Raw genomic sequence first — 17,767 nt, forward strand, 5'->3', positions numbered from 1 at the left:
TCCCAGACGTGCATGCCGGTGTAAGGACTGCTGCGCCGGTTGTCGATGCCGTCCCACACGCCAAGACGTTCGAGGATGCGTTGTCTGGCCGCCGACAAGGCGCTGACTCGCGGCTCGAACGGTGCGGCGGCGTCGAAAGGTTTGACGCTCATCGGGCTGCCGTCCAGCAGCAGGACTTCCAGGCCGCTGTCCTGCAACGCCAGCGCCAAGGCACTGCCGACCATTCCGGCCCCGACTATCAGCAGATCTGCGCGCATTTCCATGCTTTAAGCCTGTCTCGCTTGCGGCTTGAGCCGCACGTAAAGGGTTTTTTCGACCCGCGCCACCAAGGTGCCCGCGCCGTCATGAATATCGACCTGCAACTTCGGCAGGTATTTCTCGCCGCTCGCCGTTTGCCGGCGAATCTCATCGAGCAAGGTCTCGTCGATGTTGAATCGGGCGAACACCGGACCTTTGCCCGGCGCAATGAAATCGATGTCGGCGGCCTTGTCCCAGACGATGTATTGGCGTCCGAGGTTTTCCATCAGCATCAACATGTAGAACGGATCGACCATCGAATACAGGCTGCCGCCGAACTGCGTGCCGACGTAATTGCGGTTGTACCAGCCCAGGCCCATCGAGACTTTGATGTCGCGAAAGTCATCGCTGATGTGCCGCACCCGCACGCCCGCGCCGAGGTACGGCGGATAGAGGGTCATGGCCCAGCGCATCAAGCGCGCCTTGCCGAATTTTGCTGTCAGCCACTTAAGCATCCGGGCGAGTACCCAAGCCCATCGCCTGCCGGGCGAACCAGCGTTTGGCCGGCGGCAGCAGATCGAGGCCAAGCAGGCCGATGTTGCGGCCCAGCGACACCAGCGGCTGAGTGCTGCCGAACAGACGCGTGACCTGATCGGAGAAACCGACGGTGAGGTTCTGATCCATGCGCTGTCGTTCGCGATACGCCTGCAACGTGGCGAAGTCGCCGGGGCCGGTTTCGCTGGCGAGCAACGCATCGGCCAAAGCCTGGGCATCGCGCAGCGACAGGTTGAAACCTTGCCCGGCAATCGGGTGCAAGCTGTGCGCGGCGTTGCCGAGAATCGCCAGATGTGGACGCACTTGCTCTTCGGCCTCGATCAAGGTCAGCGGGTACAGATGCCGCGCGCCGACTTGTTTCAAAGTGCCGAGGCGGTAGCCGAACACGCCTTGCAACTCGCTGAGGAAACTCTTTTCATCGAGCGCCGCGAGCCGTTGCGCGTCCATGCCCAAACGGGTCCAGACCAATGCGCAACGGTTGTCCGGCAGCGGCAGCAAAGCCATCGGGCCTTCGTCGGTGAAACGCTCGAACGCCATGCCGTTGTGCGATTCGCTCGGGGTGATGTTGGCGATCAGCGCGCTCTGGTTGTACGGGCGCGTCTTGATGCCGATACCCAGTTGCTCGCGCAGACCGGAACGGCCGCCATCGGCCAGCACCGCGAGGTCGCATTCCAGCGTGGTTTCGTCGTTGAGAGTCAGGCGATAGCCATCGGCCAACGGCTCCATGCGCGTGACTTCCGCCGGGCAGCGCCAACTGACCACGTCCTTGTCCAGACCCTGCCACAGGCATTGGCCGAGCCAGGCGTTTTCGACGACATAGCCGAGTGCCGGCACGCCCTCTTCCATCGCCGACAACCGCGCCGTGGAAAAGCGCCCACGGTCGGACACGTGAATCTGCTTGATCGGCTCGGCGCGGCGGGAGATTTCCTGCCACACGCGGAGTCGTTGATAAATCTGCCGAGCGCCGTAGGACAGCGCCGAAGAACGCGCGTCGTAGCTCGGTTGGTAGGTGTCGCCGGGGGCGAACGGTTCGATCAGGACGATTTTCCAGCCACGCGCCTTGGCCCCGGCCTGCAGGGCCAACGCCAGACTGGCGCCAACCAGACCGCCACCGATGATTGCCAGATTGACTCGACTCATGCCGCTTGTGTCCGCGCTTGGGCCATCAAAGCCTCGATTTCAGCGACCGTTTTCGGCACGCCTTTGGTCAGGATTTCACAACCGGTCTTCGTCACCACTACGTCGTCCTCGATGCGTACGCCAATGCCGCGCCATTTTTTCGCGACGCTCGTATTGTTCGGGGCAATGTAAATGCCCGGCTCGACCGTCAGCGCCATGCCGACTTCGAGCACGCGCCATTCGCCGCCAACCTTGTACTCGCCGACATCATGCACATCCATGCCCAGCCAATGGCCGGCGCGGTGCATATAGAAAGCCTTGTACGCTTCGCTGACGATCAACTCGTCAACGTCGCCCTGCAACAAGCCCAACTCGACCAGCCCGCTGGTAATCACTCGGACCGTGGCTTCGTGCGCCTGATTCCAGTGTTTGTTCGGGGCGATCTGCGCGAATGCGGCTTCTTGTGAAGCCAGCACCAGTTCGTAAATCGCTTTCTGTTCCACTGAATACTTGCCGTTGACCGGCCAGGTGCGGGTGATGTCGCTGGCGTAGCAATCGATCTCGCAACCGGCGTCGATCAGCACCAGGTCACCGTCCTTGAGCACCGCGTCATTCTGCTGGTAATGCAGGATGCAGCTGTTGCGCCCGGCGGCGACGATCGAGCCATAGGCCGGCATCTTCGCCCCGCCCTTGCGGAATTCGTAGTCGAGTTCGGCCTCGAGGCTGAACTCATGCAGCCCGGCACGGCTGGCCTGCATCGCGCGGATATGCGCCTGAGCGGAAATCCGTGCGGCTTCGCGCATCACCTTCACTTCTGCCGCCGATTTATACAGACGCATGTCGTGCAGCAGATGATCCAACGCAACAAACTCGTTCGGTGGCTGCGCGCCGAGGTGCGCTTTGGAGCGGATCACATTGATCCAGTCCATCAAATGCCGATCGAATTCGGGGTTGCTGCCCATCGCCGAATACACGCGGTCGCGCCCTTCGATCAGGCCCGGCAGGATGTCGTCGATGTCGGTGATAGGGAAAGCATCGTCGGCGCCGAAGTCGCGAATCGCGCCTTCCTGGCCGGCGCGCAGGCCATCCCACAATTCCCGTTCGGCATTGCGCTCGCGGCAGAACAGCAGGTATTCGCCATGCTCACGGCCGGGCATCAGCACGATCACGGCTTGTGGCTCGGGGAACCCGCTGAGGTACTGGAAGTCGCTGTCCTGGCGGTAGACGTGCTCGACGTCGCGGTTGCGAATGGCCACCGCGGCGGCGGGCAGGATGGCGATGCTGTTGGGTTCCATCTGCGCCATCAAGGCCTTGCGGCGACGACTGTATTCCGATTTCGGGATATGAATCATGGGCAGATGGTTATTCCTGGCACGCGATTAATGCAACGACGGCTTGGCCGCAGCTTCGTCGGTTTTCTTGGTTTCGGTGAACAGCAGCAACGGCGCCACGCGCAGGTACTCCATGACTTCCATGTAGTCGCTTTCGCCGTCGTCGGACTCTTCCAGCGCGTCCTGAACCTGCGCGATGGCGGCCAGATCCTGGAGCACTTCGGTGGCTTCAGTGGTCAGCGCGTATTCGCGACGGGTCAGGCCGAAACCGCTGAGGAAGCCCTGGCACCATTGGCCCAGTGCGGCGGCGCGGTCGGCCAGCGGTGCATCGTCGGTGGGCAGCAGCAGGACGACAGTCATGTCGTCGCCGGTCAGTTCGCCTTTGACCATCTCTTGCAGGCCGATCAGGGCATTGCGAACGTTGTCTTGTGGCTCGCCTTCGAGCAGCTCGGCGGCGTCGGCCAGCCAGCTGTCGGCTTCAAAACCGGCGCCGGCGCAACTGCGACCGAGCAGCAGGCCGTGCAGTTCGGCAGGCGAGACGTTATGGCCGCTGGAAGTCAGCAGCGTGGCGAAGGCTTGGTACGGGGAATTCTGAATGGGCATGGGCAGCTAGGCGCCAGACGGCGCTATGTCTAGAATGAAGCCCTGTATCCTACATCGACAGACTCGCCAAGACTATTAAAGGCTGTCCGCCCGTTATTACCCATCAGACATTCTCAGTGGACACAATGGAAGACACCGATCTGCAAGCGCTGATGGCGAGACTCGAGTTGCTAATTAACCGAGTTGAGCAACTAAAAAGCCAAAATGGACTCCTATTAGCTCAGGAAAAAACCTGGCGCGAGGAACGCGCTCACCTCATTGAAAAAAACGAAATCGCCCGGCGTAAGGTCGAATCGATGATTTCGCGCCTCAAGGCCCTGGAGCAAGACTCATGAGTTCAAGCAATAGCGTTACCGTGCAGATCCTCGACAAAGAATATTCGATCATCTGCCCCCAGGAAGAGCGCAGCAACCTGGTGAGCGCCGCCCGTTACCTGGACGGCAAGATGCGCGAAATCCGCAGCAGCGGCAAAGTCATCGGCGCCGATCGCATCGCCGTAATGGCCGCGTTGAACATTACTCACGACCTGTTGCACAAGGAAGATCGCCCGGACGTAAACGCCAGTGGCTCTACCCGCGAGCAGGTTCGCGACCTGCTGGATCGTGTCGATCTGGTGCTCGCAACCGATCCGGACGTCACCAAGGGCTGAAACGCGAAACCGCTTGGGGTATACTCGCGTCACTCCCTGGGGTGCTTGCCAGTTGACGATGTCCCTGAGCCGATTCGCACTACCCTGGAAGTTGCACGTTGGGCTGGTGTGCATGTCCGCTAGACGGAAAGCCTTAAAGCCTACTGCTTCTTCCACCTTGAACTTTCGGGTTCAAGGGCTAAGTCAGCAGCGGTTCATCCGGGGAGCCTGATTCTTGTCCGATGCCGGTTTAATTACCGGCATCGGCTTTTTTACGGGTACGCTTTGTGCACCCGACCTGTTGAAGCCCTATTTCATGACCGAACCTGCGCTGCTTCCCCGCCCGCAACTTCGACGCATGCTGCGCAAGGCCCGCCGCGCACTGACACCCAGTCAGCAGCGCCAGGCCGCTCGCGGGTTGTATCAGCAATTGGCTCAGCACCCGCTGTTTCGCCGCGCAAGACACATCTCTCTTTATCTGCCCACCGACGGTGAAATCGACCCGCGTCTGTTGCTGCGCGCCGCACAACGCCGAGGCAAAGCCACCTATCTGCCGGTGCTCAGCGCTTGGCCGCGAACCAAAATGGTGTTCCAGCGGATTCGCCCCGGCGAGAAAATGAAACCCAACCGTTTCCGCATTCTGGAACCGCGCCACAACCTCGCCCGCCAACGCAAAGTCTGGGCACTGGATCTGGTGTTGTTGCCATTGGTCGGGTTTGACGATACCGGCGGACGTTTGGGAATGGGCGGCGGATTTTACGACCGCAGCCTCGCCTATCTCTCTCGCCGGAAAAACTGGCGGCAGCCGACGTTATTGGGGCTGGCCCATGAATGTCAGAAGGTTGGACGCTTGGCGCAAGCGAGCTGGGATGTGCCGTTGCAGGGAACGGTGACAGACAAGGCGTGGTATTTCGCAGGATCCACACCGTAGGAGCAAAGCTTGCTCGCGATGGCGGTCTTTCAGGCAGATAGATATTCAATGCGACGCCGTCATCGCGAGCAAGCTTTGCTCCCACAATGCGGCGTCAGGAAGACAGGATCAGCGCTTGAAGGCCGACGGCTGTTGTTGCTGGGCGATCTCGATCGGTGCGTCAGTCTTGTTGTTCCACAAGCTTTGGGCATAACCGGTGGTCACGACGCCGAGGCCGAACAAAATAACCAAAATCCATAGTAAATCCGGTTTGCGTTTCATCGATTGCCCCCCAAAGGCACATCAACACGATGACAGCAGCGGTTTCCGTTGTAGGCCGTGCAGCAGCGTCAAGCTAAGAAGGCCGGCATTTTGCGACAACGTGAACCGACACGCAAACGCTGGCGTCAACCGACTGTCGGTTTGTCCTAAAATTGCCCGACAACTTGCCCACTCACCCGCCAGGAGCAAAAAAATGGCCTATTGGCTGATGAAATCCGAGCCCGACGAATTCTCGATCAAAGACCTTGAGAAGCTTGGCAAAGCGCGCTGGGACGGGGTTCGCAACTATCAGGCACGTAACTTTTTACGGGCGATGGCGGTGGGTGACGAGTTCTTTTTTTATCACTCCAGCTGCCCGGAGCCGGGGATTGCCGGGATCGGCAAGATTGCCCAAGCGGCGTATCCCGACCCGACGGCGCTCGATCCCGAGAGCCATTATTTCGACCCGAAGGCCAGCGCCGAGAAAAATGCCTGGAGCGCCATTGATGTCGCGCACGGCAAGACGTTTGCCAAGGTATTGAAGCTGGATTATTTGAAGCAGCAAAGCGCGCTGGCGGAGATGCCGCTGGTGCAGAAGGGTTCGCGGTTGTCAGTGATGCCGGTGACAGCGGAGCAATGGGCGGCAGTGAAAGCGCTTTTGTAGGAGCAAGGCTTGCCCGCGATGGCGGTCTTGAGACGTGCGTGCTGTAGGAGCACGGCTTGCCGGCGATGGCGGTCTTGAGGGCGCTATCGCGAGCAAGCTTTGCTCCTACAGGATCCAGGATTACTGGATGATCAGGTTGTTAAACAACAGATCCTCAACCACTGGCTTGCCGGTTTCATCATTCATCACTTGCTGCGTCTGCTTCAGCGCTTCCTGACGCAGTTTTTCCTTGCCCTCGACACTCGCCATCGCATCGCTGGTCTGCTGACTGAACAGCGCCACCAGTTGATTGCGAATCAACGGTTCATTGGCCTTGACCGCTTTGGTCGCCTCTTCACCGGTAACGCGCAACGCCACGTCAGCCTTGAACACCTTTAACTTCGGCGTTCCATCCAGCCCGTAGTTGCCCACGAACGGCGGGGTCAGGGAAATATAATTGACCTTCGGCGCCTCGCCTTCTTTGGCCTCTTTGGCTTCTTCGGCCATCGCTGCCATCGGCAGAGACAGGGCCAGCAACAACATGATCCACGCTTTCACAATTCGCTCCTTATCCGGTTTGCGGCCTAGCATAACCACCCGCCGCGCAAGCACAAGCTTATGGCTGGCTATCAGGGCCGGGCATGCTCGTTGACCCAACGACTCACACACCTACACTTATCGGCCATCACTCCCAAAGGAATAGCCCTGATGAAAGCCGTGCTGTGCAAAGCCTTCGGCCCTGCCGAATCGCTGGTGCTGGAAGACGTCGCCAGTCCTGTCGCGAAGAAGAACGAAATCCTCCTGGACGTGCACGCCGCCGGGGTCAACTTCCCGGACACGCTGATCATCGAGGGCAAATACCAGTTCAAGCCGCCCTTCCCGTTTTCCCCCGGCGGTGAAGCGGCGGGCGTGGTCAGCGCAGTGGGCGAAAAGGTCAGCCACCTGAAAGTCGGCGACCGGGTCATGGCCCTGACCGGCTGGGGCAGTTTTGCCGAGCAGGTCGCGGTACCGGGCTATAACGTTTTGCCGATTCCAGCGTCGATGGATTTCAACACCGCCGCCGCATTCAGCATGACCTACGGCACTTCGATGCACGCCCTCAAGCAACGCGCCCATCTGCAACCCGGTGAAACCTTGCTGGTGCTCGGCGCGTCCGGCGGGGTCGGCCTGGCCGCCGTGGAAATCGGCAAAGCCATGGGCGCCCGGGTGATCGCCGCCGCCAGCAGCGCGGAAAAACTTGCCGTGGCCAAGGCTGCCGGCGCCGATGAACTGATCAACTACAGCGAAACCAGCCTCAAGGATGAAATCAAACGCCTGACCGACGGCCAAGGCGCCGACGTCATCTACGACCCGGTCGGCGGCGATCTGTTTGACCAGGCCGTTCGCGCCATCGCCTGGAACGGCCGCCTGCTGGTGGTCGGTTTCGCCAGCGGCCGCATCCCCGAATTCCCGGTCAACCTCGCCTTGCTCAAAGGCGCCTCCGTGGTTGGCGTTTTCTGGGGCTCATTCGCCCAGCGCCAACCGCAGGACAACGCGGCGAACTTCCAACAATTATTCGGTTGGTTTGCCGAGGGCAAGTTGAAGCCGCTGGTGTCGCAGGTGTATCCGCTGAGTGAAGCGGCGCAGGCGATCAATGATCTGGGCCAGCGCAAAGCGGTCGGCAAGGTCGTTGTGCAGGTTCGCTGATCCTGACGAAGCGGTCTGCGCCTATCTCTGCGGCTATAAAGGAAATGCGCAGACCGCCTCCTATCGTCAAACCTAAAGCAGCTTGCGGATATCCGCAGGCAAATGCCTGGAGAACTTGGAAATTGGCGAGTTACGACACTCGCGAACGATATCTGACGCACGCCTGTTGAGTTTGCTGATCAAATCCAGCCGCTGTTCTTTCGGCATGTGCGCGGTCGAATCCGCCCCCAACAGATAACCGCGGGTTTTGTAGAACACGTCCGAATCGACCCAGGCGTAGTCAGCAATGTCCTGCAAAGACTCGGTAATCTCTCGGCACTTCACCGTTTTAAGCCATTCATTCAGGTCTTCCGGCAAATCCGAATAGAGAAGGAAAGCCATTGGCGCCACCACTTCCACTTCGGCCGGTGTGTCGTCGCTGACGCTCCACGGCTGGTACCGCCATTGACGCACGGCGTCAGTGGATGCCCGCGCCAGTTCGGGATGATCGCTTCGCCGAACTCGCACTTTGCTGACCGAGCCATCCGAGTGGGCCGTGAACGCGACTTCGACATTGCCGGTTATGCCTGCCCTGACCAAGACCTTGGAGTAAGCCGGCTGGGGATTCTTTTGCGCAATCAGGAAACCCTCTGACGCCCAACCCATCGTTGAAAAAACCACTGAAATCACTAACGCAAACCATTGCATGCACTCATCCCTAGGCGATTGAAATTCCAGACCCGACAGCGATCTCAGATTAAGTCACGCTCGCCGTGCACTGGAATGGGATGGCTTCCTGTTTGGTTGAAGGACGTTTCCTAGAGGTTTGTCTTACGTTGGACTGACCCGCCGCACAAAGGATTACCACGCGACATTTCCCGCAACGCCCTCCACTTACACCAAAGCGACATGTTCATAAAAGAACACCCCATCTCCAATATTTCCGCTGTTTGGTCAATGCGAACCGGTGCTATTTTCGGTAACGAAACTGTAACATTCGCATCCGCAGTCAAAACAAGAAATCTGGAGCTCTTGAATGTTTGCTTTCTTTCGACCAGCCGCACATCAGGCTGCCTTGCCTGAAGAAAAAATAGACAGCACCTATCGACGCCTTCGCTGGCAGATCTTCGCCGGTATTTTCATTGGCTATGCGGGTTATTACCTGCTGCGCAAGAACTTCTCCCTGGCCATGCCGTACCTGATCGACGAGGGTTACACCCGTGGTCAGCTGGGCCTGGCGATGTCGGCGATCGCGATTGCCTACGGTTTGTCGAAGTTCCTGATGGGCCTGGTCTCGGACCGTTCCAACCCGCGCTACTTCCTGCCCTTCGGCCTGCTGGTGTCGGCCGGGGTGATGTTCATTTTCGGTTTCGCGCCATGGGCGACGTCCAGCGTGACGATGATGTTCATCCTGTTGTTCATCAACGGTTGGGCACAAGGCATGGGCTGGCCGCCGAGTGGCCGGACGATGGTGCACTGGTGGTCGCAGAAAGAACGCGGCGGCGTGGTGTCGGTGTGGAACGTGGCGCACAACGTCGGTGGTGGTTTGATCGGCCCGTTGTTCCTGCTCGGCATGGGCCTGTTCAATGACTGGCACGCGGCATTCTACGTGCCGGCAGCAGTAGCGTTGGCCGTGGCGGTGTTTGCCTTCATTACCATGCGCGACACTCCGCAATCGGTTGGCCTGCCGCCTATCGAGCAATACAAAAACGATTACCCGCAAGGCTACGATTCCAGCCACGAAGACGAATTCAGCGCCAAGGAAATCTTCGTCAAGTACGTGCTGCGCAACAAAATGCTCTGGTACATCGCCCTCGCCAACGTCTTCGTTTACCTGCTGCGCTACGGCGTGCTGGACTGGGCGCCGACCTACCTCAAGGAAGCCAAGGGCTTCAACGTGGATAAAACCTCGTGGGCGTACTTCCTTTATGAGTGGGCGGGTATTCCGGGCACGCTGCTGTGCGGCTGGATGTCGGACAAGATCTTCCGTGGCAACCGTGGCCTGACCGGTATGGTGTTCATGGGCCTGGTGACCGTGGCAACGCTGGTTTACTGGCTGAACCCGGCCGGCCACCCGACCATCGACATGATCGCGCTGGTGTCCATCGGCTTCCTGATCTACGGCCCGGTGATGCTGATCGGTCTGCAAGCACTGGAACTGGTGCCGAAGAAAGCCGCCGGGACCGCAGCGGGCTTCACCGGGTTGTTCGGTTATCTCGGAGGTTCGGTCGCGGCCAGTGCAGCGATGGGCTACACCGTGGACCATTTCGGCTGGGACGGCGGATTTGTCCTGCTGATCGGCGCGTGCATCCTGGCGATGATTTGCCTGGCACCGACGCTATGGCACAAACAAATCGCCAGTCAGACTCGCGAAGAAGCCGTCGCCTGATCAGCCTGTGATTGGCAACGCTTGAGCCGCGCCTCCAGATTTCGGTCTGGCATGGCGTGGCTGCGCAGGGCGTTGGCGGTCTGCTCGACATAATCGCGAGTGGTGCCGTAACGCCCGCAAGCGCTTTCGAAGACCTGGCTGAGCACGTGATCCGGCAAGTTACCGGCGTAGCTCGGCAGGTGCCGCTCCAAGACAAACCCCAACGCCTGAACCTGACTTCCGTCTTCGAGACGGCAGTTGAGCCAATGTGGGCGATAAGACGGGAATGGCATTTCGCGCTGCCACAAGGCATACAGCGACGCTTCTAGTTGCTCTTCCGGCAACCGATAGGCAAACCCGCTGCAAGAACCGCCGCGATCGAGGCCAAACACCAACCCCGGCACTTCCGGCGTGCCGCGATGTTCGTGGGACCACAAATACAAGCCGCGATGGTAACCATGCACTCGGCCGCGAACGCGTTCGACGGCGGCGCATTCAGGGCGCCAGATCAGCGAGCCATAGGCGAACAACCAGACCGGCCCACCCTTGTGGCGCGCCATGGTCGATTGCATCGAGCTGAGCAATTGTTCGTGAGTAAGCTGCGGCCCAAGATCGAGTCGCGGAGGGTAAGGCAAATTCAGCAAAGCAGATTCAATGGCACTCATGGCGAATAGCGTTCAGCTCCCCGCGAATAAAGAATTACTTAATAGAACGCACCGCTGAAACAATAAGGCACATATGTTTTAAGGCAATTTAAGTGCCATGGCACAGTTCTTAACTAATTGCCTGATTCGGATATAACCTACCGGCATTTATATAAATTTATAAATACCGATCGGCTATATGGGGAGTTATAACGATCAACCCTCGGATCAAGATCGCGGATCAAGATCGAGGCGCGTACGCAAACACATCTGCGCGCATCTGATGCGCATCCATTCCCGCGTCGACCAGCGCATCCAGCGTGCCATAGACCATTGCCGGTGAGCCGCTGGCGTAAACGTGCAACGCCTTCAGATCGCTGAAGTCCTCACAGACCGCCGCGTGCAGCATGCCGCAACGGCCTTCCCAGCCGCATTGGTCGCTGACCACTTTGTGCAGGAACAGATTGGGCAACTTCAGCCATTCGTCCCAATGCTCGATTTCGTAGAAATCTTCAGGACGACGCACACCCCAATACAAATGCACCGGGTGCTTGAAGCCCTGGGCGCGGCAATGTTCGATCAGGCTGTGGATCTGGCCCATGCCGGTGCCTGCGGCGATCAGCACCAGCGGACCGTCCGGCAACTCGGCCAGGTGGGTGTCGCCGAACGGCATCTCGATGCGCACCATCGGATTGCGTTGCAGCTGTTCGATCAGGCTCAGCGCACTGCTTTCGCGCGCCAGCACGTGGATTTCCAGATCGCGCCCGGCGTGTGGCGCCGAGGCCAGGGAGAACGCCGATTTCTCGCCGTTCTCGCGTTCGATCATCAAATACTGCCCGGCGTGATAGCGCGGCGGCTTGCCGGCCGGCGCGCGCAGCTGGACGCGAAAAGTGTCGCCGCCAACCTCCCGACATTCAATGACCTGACACGACAAGCTGCGCACCGGCAGTTCTCCCAGCGCGAGCACGCCATCCCACAGCACGATGCAGTCTTCCAGCGGCTCTGCTATGCAAGTGTAGAACTCGCCGTGATCGCGCACCGCGCCGGCCTGTTCGACCCGGCCTTCCACCAGCAACGCCGCACACACGTGGCAATTGCCATTGCGGCAGCTTTGCGGGCATTCATAGCCCAGCCGCCGCGCGCCATCGAGAATCCGCTCGCCGGGCAGAATCTCAAGCACTGCTCCGGAGGGCTGCAAGGTTACGCGCATCAATCTATTCCTAACTGATTCCATATGTCATCGATCCGCTTGGTCACGGCTTCATCCTTGACGATCACCCGACCCCACTCGCGAGTGGTTTCGCCGGGCCATTTGTGCGTGGCATCGAGCCCCATCTTCGACCCCAGGCCGGAGACCGGCGAGGCGAAGTCGAGGTAATCGATCGGCGTGTTCTCGATCATCACCGTGTCGCGCTTGGGGTCCATGCGCGTGGTAATGGCCCAGACCACGTCGTTCCAGTCTCGCGCGTTGATATCGTCATCACAGACGATAACGAACTTGGTGTACATGAACTGTCGCAGAAACGACCAGACACCGAGCATTACCCGCTTGGCGTGGCCCGGATACGACTTCTTCATCGTCACGATGGCCATGCGGTACGAGCAGCCTTCGGGCGGCAGGTAGAAATCGGTGATTTCCGGGAACTGCTTCTGCAGGATCGGCACGAACACTTCGTTCAGCGCCACACCGAGAATCGCCGGCTCATCCGGTGGACGGCCAGTATAGGTGCTGTGGTAGATCGGTTTGATCCGGTGGGTGATGCGCTCGACGGTGAACACCGGGAAGCTGTCGACTTCGTTGTAGTAACCGGTGTGGTCGCCATACGGGCCTTCGTCGGCCATCTCGCCGGGATGAATCACGCCTTCGAGGATGATCTCGGCGGTGGCCGGCACTTGCAGGTCGTTGCCACGGCACTTCACCAGTTCGGTGCGGTTGCCGCGCAGCAGACCGGCAAACGCGTATTCGGAAAGGCTGTCGGGCACCGGCGTCACGGCGCCGAGAATGGTCGCCGGGTCAGCGCCCAATGCCACGGACACCGGGAATGGCTTGCCCGGATGCTTTTCGCACCATTCGCGGTAATCCAGCGCGCCGCCACGGTGGCTGAGCCAACGCATGATCACCTTGTTACGGCCGATCACTTGCTGACGGTAGATGCCGAGGTTCTGCCGGTCCTTGTTCGGACCTTTGGTGACGGTCAGGCCCCAGGTGATCAGCGGGCCGACGTCGCCGGGCCAGCAGGTCTGCACCGGCAGCATGGCCAGATCGACGTCGTCGCCCTCGATCACCACTTCCTGGCACACCGCGTCTTTGACGACTTTCGGCGCCATGGAAATGATCTTGCGGAAGATCGGCAGTTTCGACCAGGCGTCTTTCAAGCCCTTCGGCGGCTCGGGCTCCTTGAGGAACGCCAGCAGTTTGCCGATTTCGCGCAGCTCGCTGACCGCCTCGGCGCCCATGCCCATGGCCACCCGCTCGGGAGTACCGAACAGGTTGCCGAGCACCGGAATGTCATAGCCGGTGGGGTTTTCGAACAGCAGCGCCGGGCCTTTGGCCCGCAGCGTGCGATCACACACCTCGGTCATCTCCAGCACTGGAGAGACAGGGATCTGGATGCGTTTCAACTCTCCGCGCTGCTCAAGCTGCTGCACGAAATCCCGAAGATCCTTGAATTTCATCGATGTTGGCACCCGTAAAATAGGCGTACATCCTACCTGCTCTGACGCCCGAACAGCAGCCTGTCAGCGCATGCCAGCGATCAATTGTGCGCCGCACCCAACAGCACCGGCGCAAACAACGGGCTCAAACGCGCACTGCCGACGTCGGACAAATGGTCTTCGTCCTTGTACTGCGAATGGCCGTTGACCTCGATGCTGCAGACCTTGTCGGCACACATCAGCGGCGTCGGGTCGATGACATGCACGCCCGGGTCGGCGGCGCTCATCGAATCAAACAGCGAACTGAGGAAATGTTGACGCGCCAGGTGCTCTTCGAGCGGACGCCCCAAACCCTCGGCCGAACGCCCGACGCGAGCCAGGCTGGTCAAGCGGCCAATGGCGCCCTTGCGTTGCAGCGGCACTTCCTTGAACAGCCAGACCTGCGCGCCCGCCGCCCGAATCGCCGCCACACGGGCTTCGATCGCGGCGGCCATGCGTGCTTCCGATTGCGCAATGTTGTCGTGGGAGTTGAGCAGCACTTTTTTATCGCCGTCCTCACGCCCGTAAACGTAGAGACTCCAGTTGGACGCGAGCACTACATCCTTGATCTGCAAGCGACGCACCTGCTCCATGGTCTGTTCGTTGAAATCCCTGCAGCGCTCGCGCGGGTCATCGCTGAGGATCGGCGGGCAGGCGCTCATGCTGTAGAGCCATACCGGCCGGCCCTCGCGAGCGGCGTTGGTTTTGATCGCCGGCAACAGCGCGGCGGCGTGACTGTCGCCCCAGACCAACTGGGTCGCGGGCACGCTCTGGTTGTCGCCAACCAGACACGCCTTGTCGAACTTCTTGTCCGACGTCACCAGCATGCATTTCATCTGCCCGGCGCGCCATTCACGTGCCTGCGCATATTCCAGCGCTTTGCCGGTCAGGCGTTGCGGAAAACCATCGGAGGAGCGCACCACTGAACCGGTGACGGCCAACGCCGCCATGGCCAGCAAGCCGCCGACCAGCACCGGTTTGCGCCCGGCCAGCAGGCGCTTCTCACGGAACGGCAATTCGACGAAACGCCAGCTCAACCATGCCAGGCCCAGCGCCAGGAGAATCCAGCCGGCCGCTTCCCACGGTTGAATACCGTCGATGGAAATGGCGTTGGCGTAGACAAAAACCGGCCAGTGCCACAGGTAAAAGGAATAGGACAGCAAACCGATCCAGACGAATACCCGCGCGCTCAACAGGCGCCCGGCGATGGTCGAACCGTGCGCGCCGGACCAGATCAGCGCGGTCGCGCCCAGCACCGGGAGCAACGCTGCCCAGCCTGGAAACACGGTGCCGCGATCAAAGGTGAACACCGCCACCAGCACCGCGACCAACCCGGCAACTCCGACAAACTGATAGAGCCACGGCCGAATTGGCTGTTTTGGCGCCGGGACCACGGCGAGCATTGCACCGCAGAGCAATTCCCAGGCACGGGTCGGCAACGAGAAAAACGCGAAGTCGGGTTTGCGCTCGATGTAAGCGATGTTCAAACCGAACGACACCAACAGCACCGCAAACAGCATCCAGCGCCAATGCCGGATATACCGCATCAACAACACCATCAGCAGCGGGAAGAAGATGTAGTACTGCTCTTCAACGGCCAGCGACCAAGTGTGCAGCAACGGTTTCAGATCCGAAGCCGGTTGGAAGTAACCGTCTTCGCGCATGAACAGAATGTTGGAAATGAACAGCGCCTGATAGCGCACCGTCCTGCCCAGTTCGGAGAAGTCCTTGGCGGTCAGCAACAGCCAGCCCAATGCCAACGTCGCCAACAGCACCACGCTCAGCGCTGGAATGATCCGCCGTGCGCGACGCGCCCAGAAGTCGACGAAGCTGAACCGTTGCGCGCTGATCTCGCGGAACAGGATGCTGGTGATGAGGAATCCGGAAATGACGAAGAACACGTCAACCCCGACAAAACCGCCGCTGAACGTGCTGAAACCGAAGTGAAACAGCACCACCGGAATAACCGCCAGGGCGCGCAAGCCGTCAATATCGCGGCGATTGCCAAAAGTGTGCATAACGTCCCTTGTCGTTCCCGATACAAATCAGATTGAAATTGCTTTGAAACGGGAACGACCGGACCTCGCGCAACACATGACTGATCCCCCGCAAACTGTCTGCAAGGCAATAAATACGCGGTTGGCGGGGTGGTGGCACCCGATTAATGGGCGCCAGTTTACAGCACAGTAATTTTCAATCCAGATACAAAATCGTCGACATAAAAAAAGAGCGCCCGTTGCGGGGCGCTCTTTTTTGCAGCGAGCTGCGTGTTACTTGCGCTTCATCGACAAGAAGAACTCGTCGTTGGTCTTGGTCGTCTTCAACTTGTCGACCAGGAACTCGATGGCGGCGATTTCGTCCATCGGGTGCAGCAGCTTGCGCAGGATCCACATACGCTGCAGTTCGTCGTCGGCCGTCAGCAACTCTTCGCGGCGGGTGCCGGAGCGGTTGATGTTGATAGCCGGGAACACGCGTTTTTCAGCGATGCGGCGATCCAGAGGCAGTTCCATGTTGCCCGTGCCTTTGAATTCCTCGTAGATCACTTCGTCCATTTTCGAGCCGGTTTCAACCAGCGCGGTGGCGATAATGGTCAGCGAGCCGCCTTCTTCGATGTTCCGCGCGGCGCCGAAGAAACGTTTCGGTTTCTCCAGGGCGTGGGCATCGACACCACCGGTGAGCACTTTGCCGGAGCTCGGGATCACGGTGTTGTAGGCGCGAGCCAGACGGGTGATGGAGTCGAGCAGGATCACCACGTCTTTCTTGTGTTCGACCAGGCGCTTGGCCTTCTCGATCACCATTTCGGCAACCTGCACGTGGCGGGTTGGCGGCTCATCGAACGTCGAGGCAACCACTTCGCCGCGCACGGTGCGCTGCATTTCGGTTACTTCTTCCGGACGCTCATCGATCAGCAACACGATCAGGTGAACTTCAGGGTTGTTACGCGCGATGTTTGCGGCAATGTTCTGCAGCATGATCGTTTTACCGGCTTTCGGCGGTGCAACGATCAGACCGCGCTGGCCTTTGCCGATCGGGGCGCACAGGTCGATGACACGACCGGTCAAGTCTTCGGTGGAACCGTTGCCGGCTTCCATCTTCATGCGCACGGTCGGGAACAGCGGGGTCAGGTTCTCGAAGAGAATCTTGTTTTTCGCGTTCTCGGGACGGTCGTAGTTGATCGTGTCAACTTTGAGCAGCGCGAAATAACGCTCGCCTTCCTTTGGAGGGCGGATCTTGCCAACGATGGTGTCACCGGTGCGCAAGTTGAAGCGACGGATCTGGCTCGGCGAGACGTAGATATCGTCTGGGCCGGCGAGATAGGAAGCGTCAGCAGAGCGGAGGAAGCCGAAGCCGTCCTGGAGAATCTCCAGCACGCCATCACCGGAGATTTCCTCGCCGCTTTTCGCGTGCTTTTTGAGCAGGGAGAAAATCACGTCCTGCTTGCGCGAACGGGCCATATTTTCTATGCCCATCTGTTCGGCCAATTCGAGCAGTTCGGTAATCGGCTTTTGCTTGAGTTCAGTCAGATTCATATAGGAATGACGTAATCATTTATGGAGGGGGGGAAATTAAGCTTTTGGCTTAATGAGGCCGCGCCGCAGAGAAGGCGACAGGATCGCGTACTTATTCGAAAAGGAGTGCGTCGGCGACGGCTAGCAGGGGGCAGTGGAGAAACCAGTGCGGGGCCGAATGTACCACCTGAGTTTCGGAGCGTCTAGCCCTGAATATGCAAAAAGCCCCGCAATATGCGGGGCTTTTCATACAACGTCGCCGACTCAGATGTTGGCGTCGAGGAATGCAGCCAATTGCGACTTGGACAGCGCGCCAACCTTGGTCGCTTCCACGTTGCCGTTCTTGAACAGCATCAGGGTAGGAATGCCACGAACGCCGTGCTTGGCCGGGGTTTCCTGGTTTTCGTCGATGTTCAGTTTGGCAACGGTCAGCTTGCCTTTGTAGGTTTCAGCAATTTCGTCCAGAACAGGAGCGATCATTTTGCAAGGGCCGCACCATTCAGCCCAGTAGTCGACCAGTACAGCGCCTTCGGCCTTGAGTACATCGGCCTCGAAGCTAGCGTCGCTAACGTGTTTGATAAGATCGCTGCTCATGGAAGT

The 17,767-nt window shown here is 59.5% G+C and carries 20 protein-coding genes and 1 other RNA gene; 7 read left to right on the forward strand and 14 right to left on the reverse strand.

What is annotated here, in order from left to right; genetic code table 11:
- The 5 genes from BI292_RS14075 to BI292_RS14095 form a co-directional block, all read right to left on the reverse strand.
- A partial coding sequence (locus BI292_RS14075) for an NAD(P)-binding protein (RefSeq protein ID WP_157831256.1) occupies positions 1-263 on the reverse strand: 263 nt, incomplete at its 3' end.
- 3 nt (positions 264-266) lie between these two features.
- Entirely contained in the window at positions 267-752 is a 486-nt protein-coding gene (locus tag BI292_RS14080; RefSeq protein WP_092276474.1) for a DUF4442 domain-containing protein, read from the reverse strand.
- Entirely contained in the window at positions 745-1,932 is a 1,188-nt protein-coding gene (gene ubiH / locus BI292_RS14085) for a 2-octaprenyl-6-methoxyphenyl hydroxylase (protein ID WP_101208204.1), read from the reverse strand. The genes BI292_RS14080 and ubiH overlap by 8 nt, the downstream gene beginning before the upstream one ends.
- Positions 1,929-3,263, reverse strand: a complete 1,335-nt coding sequence (gene pepP / locus BI292_RS14090) for a Xaa-Pro aminopeptidase (RefSeq protein WP_092276469.1) — start codon at positions 3,261-3,263, stop codon at positions 1,929-1,931. The genes ubiH and pepP overlap by 4 nt, the downstream gene beginning before the upstream one ends.
- Positions 3,264-3,290: 27 nt before the next feature.
- A complete protein-coding gene (locus BI292_RS14095) occupies positions 3,291-3,845 on the reverse strand; it encodes a YecA family protein (protein ID WP_101208205.1) in 555 nt (184 codons plus the stop codon).
- Between the two features lie 125 nt (positions 3,846-3,970).
- Between BI292_RS14095 and BI292_RS14100 the strand changes: the two genes are divergently transcribed.
- The 4 genes from BI292_RS14100 (at position 3,971) to BI292_RS14115 (ending at position 5,404) form a co-directional block, all read left to right on the forward strand.
- A complete protein-coding gene (locus BI292_RS14100; RefSeq protein ID WP_003213954.1) occupies positions 3,971-4,180 on the forward strand; it encodes a TIGR02449 family protein in 210 nt (69 codons plus the stop codon).
- A complete protein-coding gene (locus BI292_RS14105; RefSeq protein ID WP_092276463.1) occupies positions 4,177-4,494 on the forward strand; it encodes a cell division protein ZapA in 318 nt (105 codons plus the stop codon). The genes BI292_RS14100 and BI292_RS14105 overlap by 4 nt, the downstream gene beginning before the upstream one ends.
- A 30-nt stretch (positions 4,495-4,524) precedes the next feature.
- Positions 4,525-4,703, forward strand: a non-coding RNA gene (gene ssrS / locus BI292_RS14110) — 6S RNA.
- Positions 4,704-4,789: 86 nt separating this feature from the next.
- Positions 4,790-5,404 carry a 5-formyltetrahydrofolate cyclo-ligase gene (locus tag BI292_RS14115; RefSeq protein ID WP_101208206.1) on the forward strand — a complete coding sequence of 205 codons (615 nt, stop codon included), beginning with the start codon at positions 4,790-4,792 and terminating at the stop codon, positions 5,402-5,404.
- 108 nt (positions 5,405-5,512) lie between these two features.
- Here the strand turns inward: BI292_RS14115 and BI292_RS14120 are convergent, their stop codons facing one another.
- A complete protein-coding gene (locus BI292_RS14120; protein ID WP_007942433.1) occupies positions 5,513-5,665 on the reverse strand; it encodes a hypothetical protein in 153 nt (50 codons plus the stop codon).
- A gap of 193 nt (positions 5,666-5,858) precedes the next feature.
- On the opposite strand from BI292_RS14120, the gene BI292_RS14125 reads away from it, so the two are divergent.
- A complete protein-coding gene (locus tag BI292_RS14125) occupies positions 5,859-6,308 on the forward strand; it encodes an EVE domain-containing protein (RefSeq protein WP_101208207.1) in 450 nt (149 codons plus the stop codon).
- Positions 6,309-6,428: 120 nt separating this feature from the next.
- Here the strand turns inward: BI292_RS14125 and BI292_RS14130 are convergent, their stop codons facing one another.
- Positions 6,429-6,845, reverse strand: coding sequence for a flagellar basal body-associated protein FliL (locus BI292_RS14130; protein WP_092276454.1), 417 nt, complete (start codon positions 6,843-6,845; stop codon positions 6,429-6,431).
- 150 nt (positions 6,846-6,995) lie between these two features.
- Here BI292_RS14130 and BI292_RS14135 point away from each other — a divergent pair, with 150 nt between their 5' ends.
- Positions 6,996-7,973, forward strand: coding sequence for an NADPH:quinone oxidoreductase family protein (locus BI292_RS14135; protein ID WP_101208208.1), 978 nt, complete (start codon positions 6,996-6,998; stop codon positions 7,971-7,973).
- Positions 7,974-8,045: 72 nt separating this feature from the next.
- Here BI292_RS14135 and BI292_RS14140 read toward each other — a convergent pair whose 3' ends face one another.
- The gene (locus tag BI292_RS14140) at positions 8,046-8,660 is read right to left on the reverse strand and encodes an energy transducer TonB (protein WP_101208209.1); all 615 of its coding nucleotides are present in this window, start codon (positions 8,658-8,660) and stop codon (positions 8,046-8,048) included.
- A gap of 328 nt (positions 8,661-8,988) precedes the next feature.
- Here BI292_RS14140 and glpT point away from each other — a divergent pair, with 328 nt between their 5' ends.
- Entirely contained in the window at positions 8,989-10,341 is a 1,353-nt protein-coding gene (gene glpT, locus BI292_RS14145) for a glycerol-3-phosphate transporter (protein WP_092276448.1), read from the forward strand.
- Here the strand turns inward: glpT and BI292_RS14150 are convergent.
- From BI292_RS14150 to trxA, 6 genes are all read right to left on the reverse strand, one after another.
- Positions 10,314-10,985 carry a gamma-glutamylcyclotransferase gene (locus BI292_RS14150; protein ID WP_101208210.1) on the reverse strand — a complete coding sequence of 224 codons (672 nt, stop codon included), beginning with the start codon at positions 10,983-10,985 and terminating at the stop codon, positions 10,314-10,316. The genes glpT and BI292_RS14150 overlap by 28 nt on opposite strands.
- A 220-nt stretch (positions 10,986-11,205) precedes the next feature.
- Positions 11,206-12,174 (reverse strand): CDP-6-deoxy-delta-3,4-glucoseen reductase, encoded by a 969-nt coding sequence (locus BI292_RS14155; protein ID WP_092276442.1) that lies wholly within the window; start codon positions 12,172-12,174, stop codon positions 11,206-11,208.
- The gene (gene ubiD, locus BI292_RS14160; protein WP_092276439.1) at positions 12,174-13,640 is read right to left on the reverse strand and encodes a 4-hydroxy-3-polyprenylbenzoate decarboxylase; all 1,467 of its coding nucleotides are present in this window, start codon (positions 13,638-13,640) and stop codon (positions 12,174-12,176) included. The genes BI292_RS14155 and ubiD overlap by 1 nt, the downstream gene beginning before the upstream one ends.
- 80 nt (positions 13,641-13,720) lie before the next feature.
- Positions 13,721-15,676 (reverse strand): acyltransferase family protein, encoded by a 1,956-nt coding sequence (locus BI292_RS14165; protein WP_101208211.1) that lies wholly within the window; start codon positions 15,674-15,676, stop codon positions 13,721-13,723.
- 252 nt (positions 15,677-15,928) lie between these two features.
- Positions 15,929-17,188: a transcription termination factor Rho gene (gene rho, locus BI292_RS14170; protein WP_007942421.1), complete on the reverse strand. Its 1,260-nt coding sequence runs from the start codon at positions 17,186-17,188 to the stop codon at positions 15,929-15,931.
- A gap of 243 nt (positions 17,189-17,431) precedes the next feature.
- Positions 17,432-17,761, reverse strand: coding sequence for a thioredoxin TrxA (gene trxA, locus BI292_RS14175; RefSeq protein WP_003206727.1), 330 nt, complete (start codon positions 17,759-17,761; stop codon positions 17,432-17,434).
- Positions 17,762-17,767 lie beyond the last annotated feature (6 nt).

Origin of the sequence: Pseudomonas sp. 43NM1, assembly GCF_002836905.1 — a bacterium.
GTDB classification, from domain to species: Bacteria; Pseudomonadota; Gammaproteobacteria; order Pseudomonadales; family Pseudomonadaceae; genus Aquipseudomonas; species Aquipseudomonas prosekii.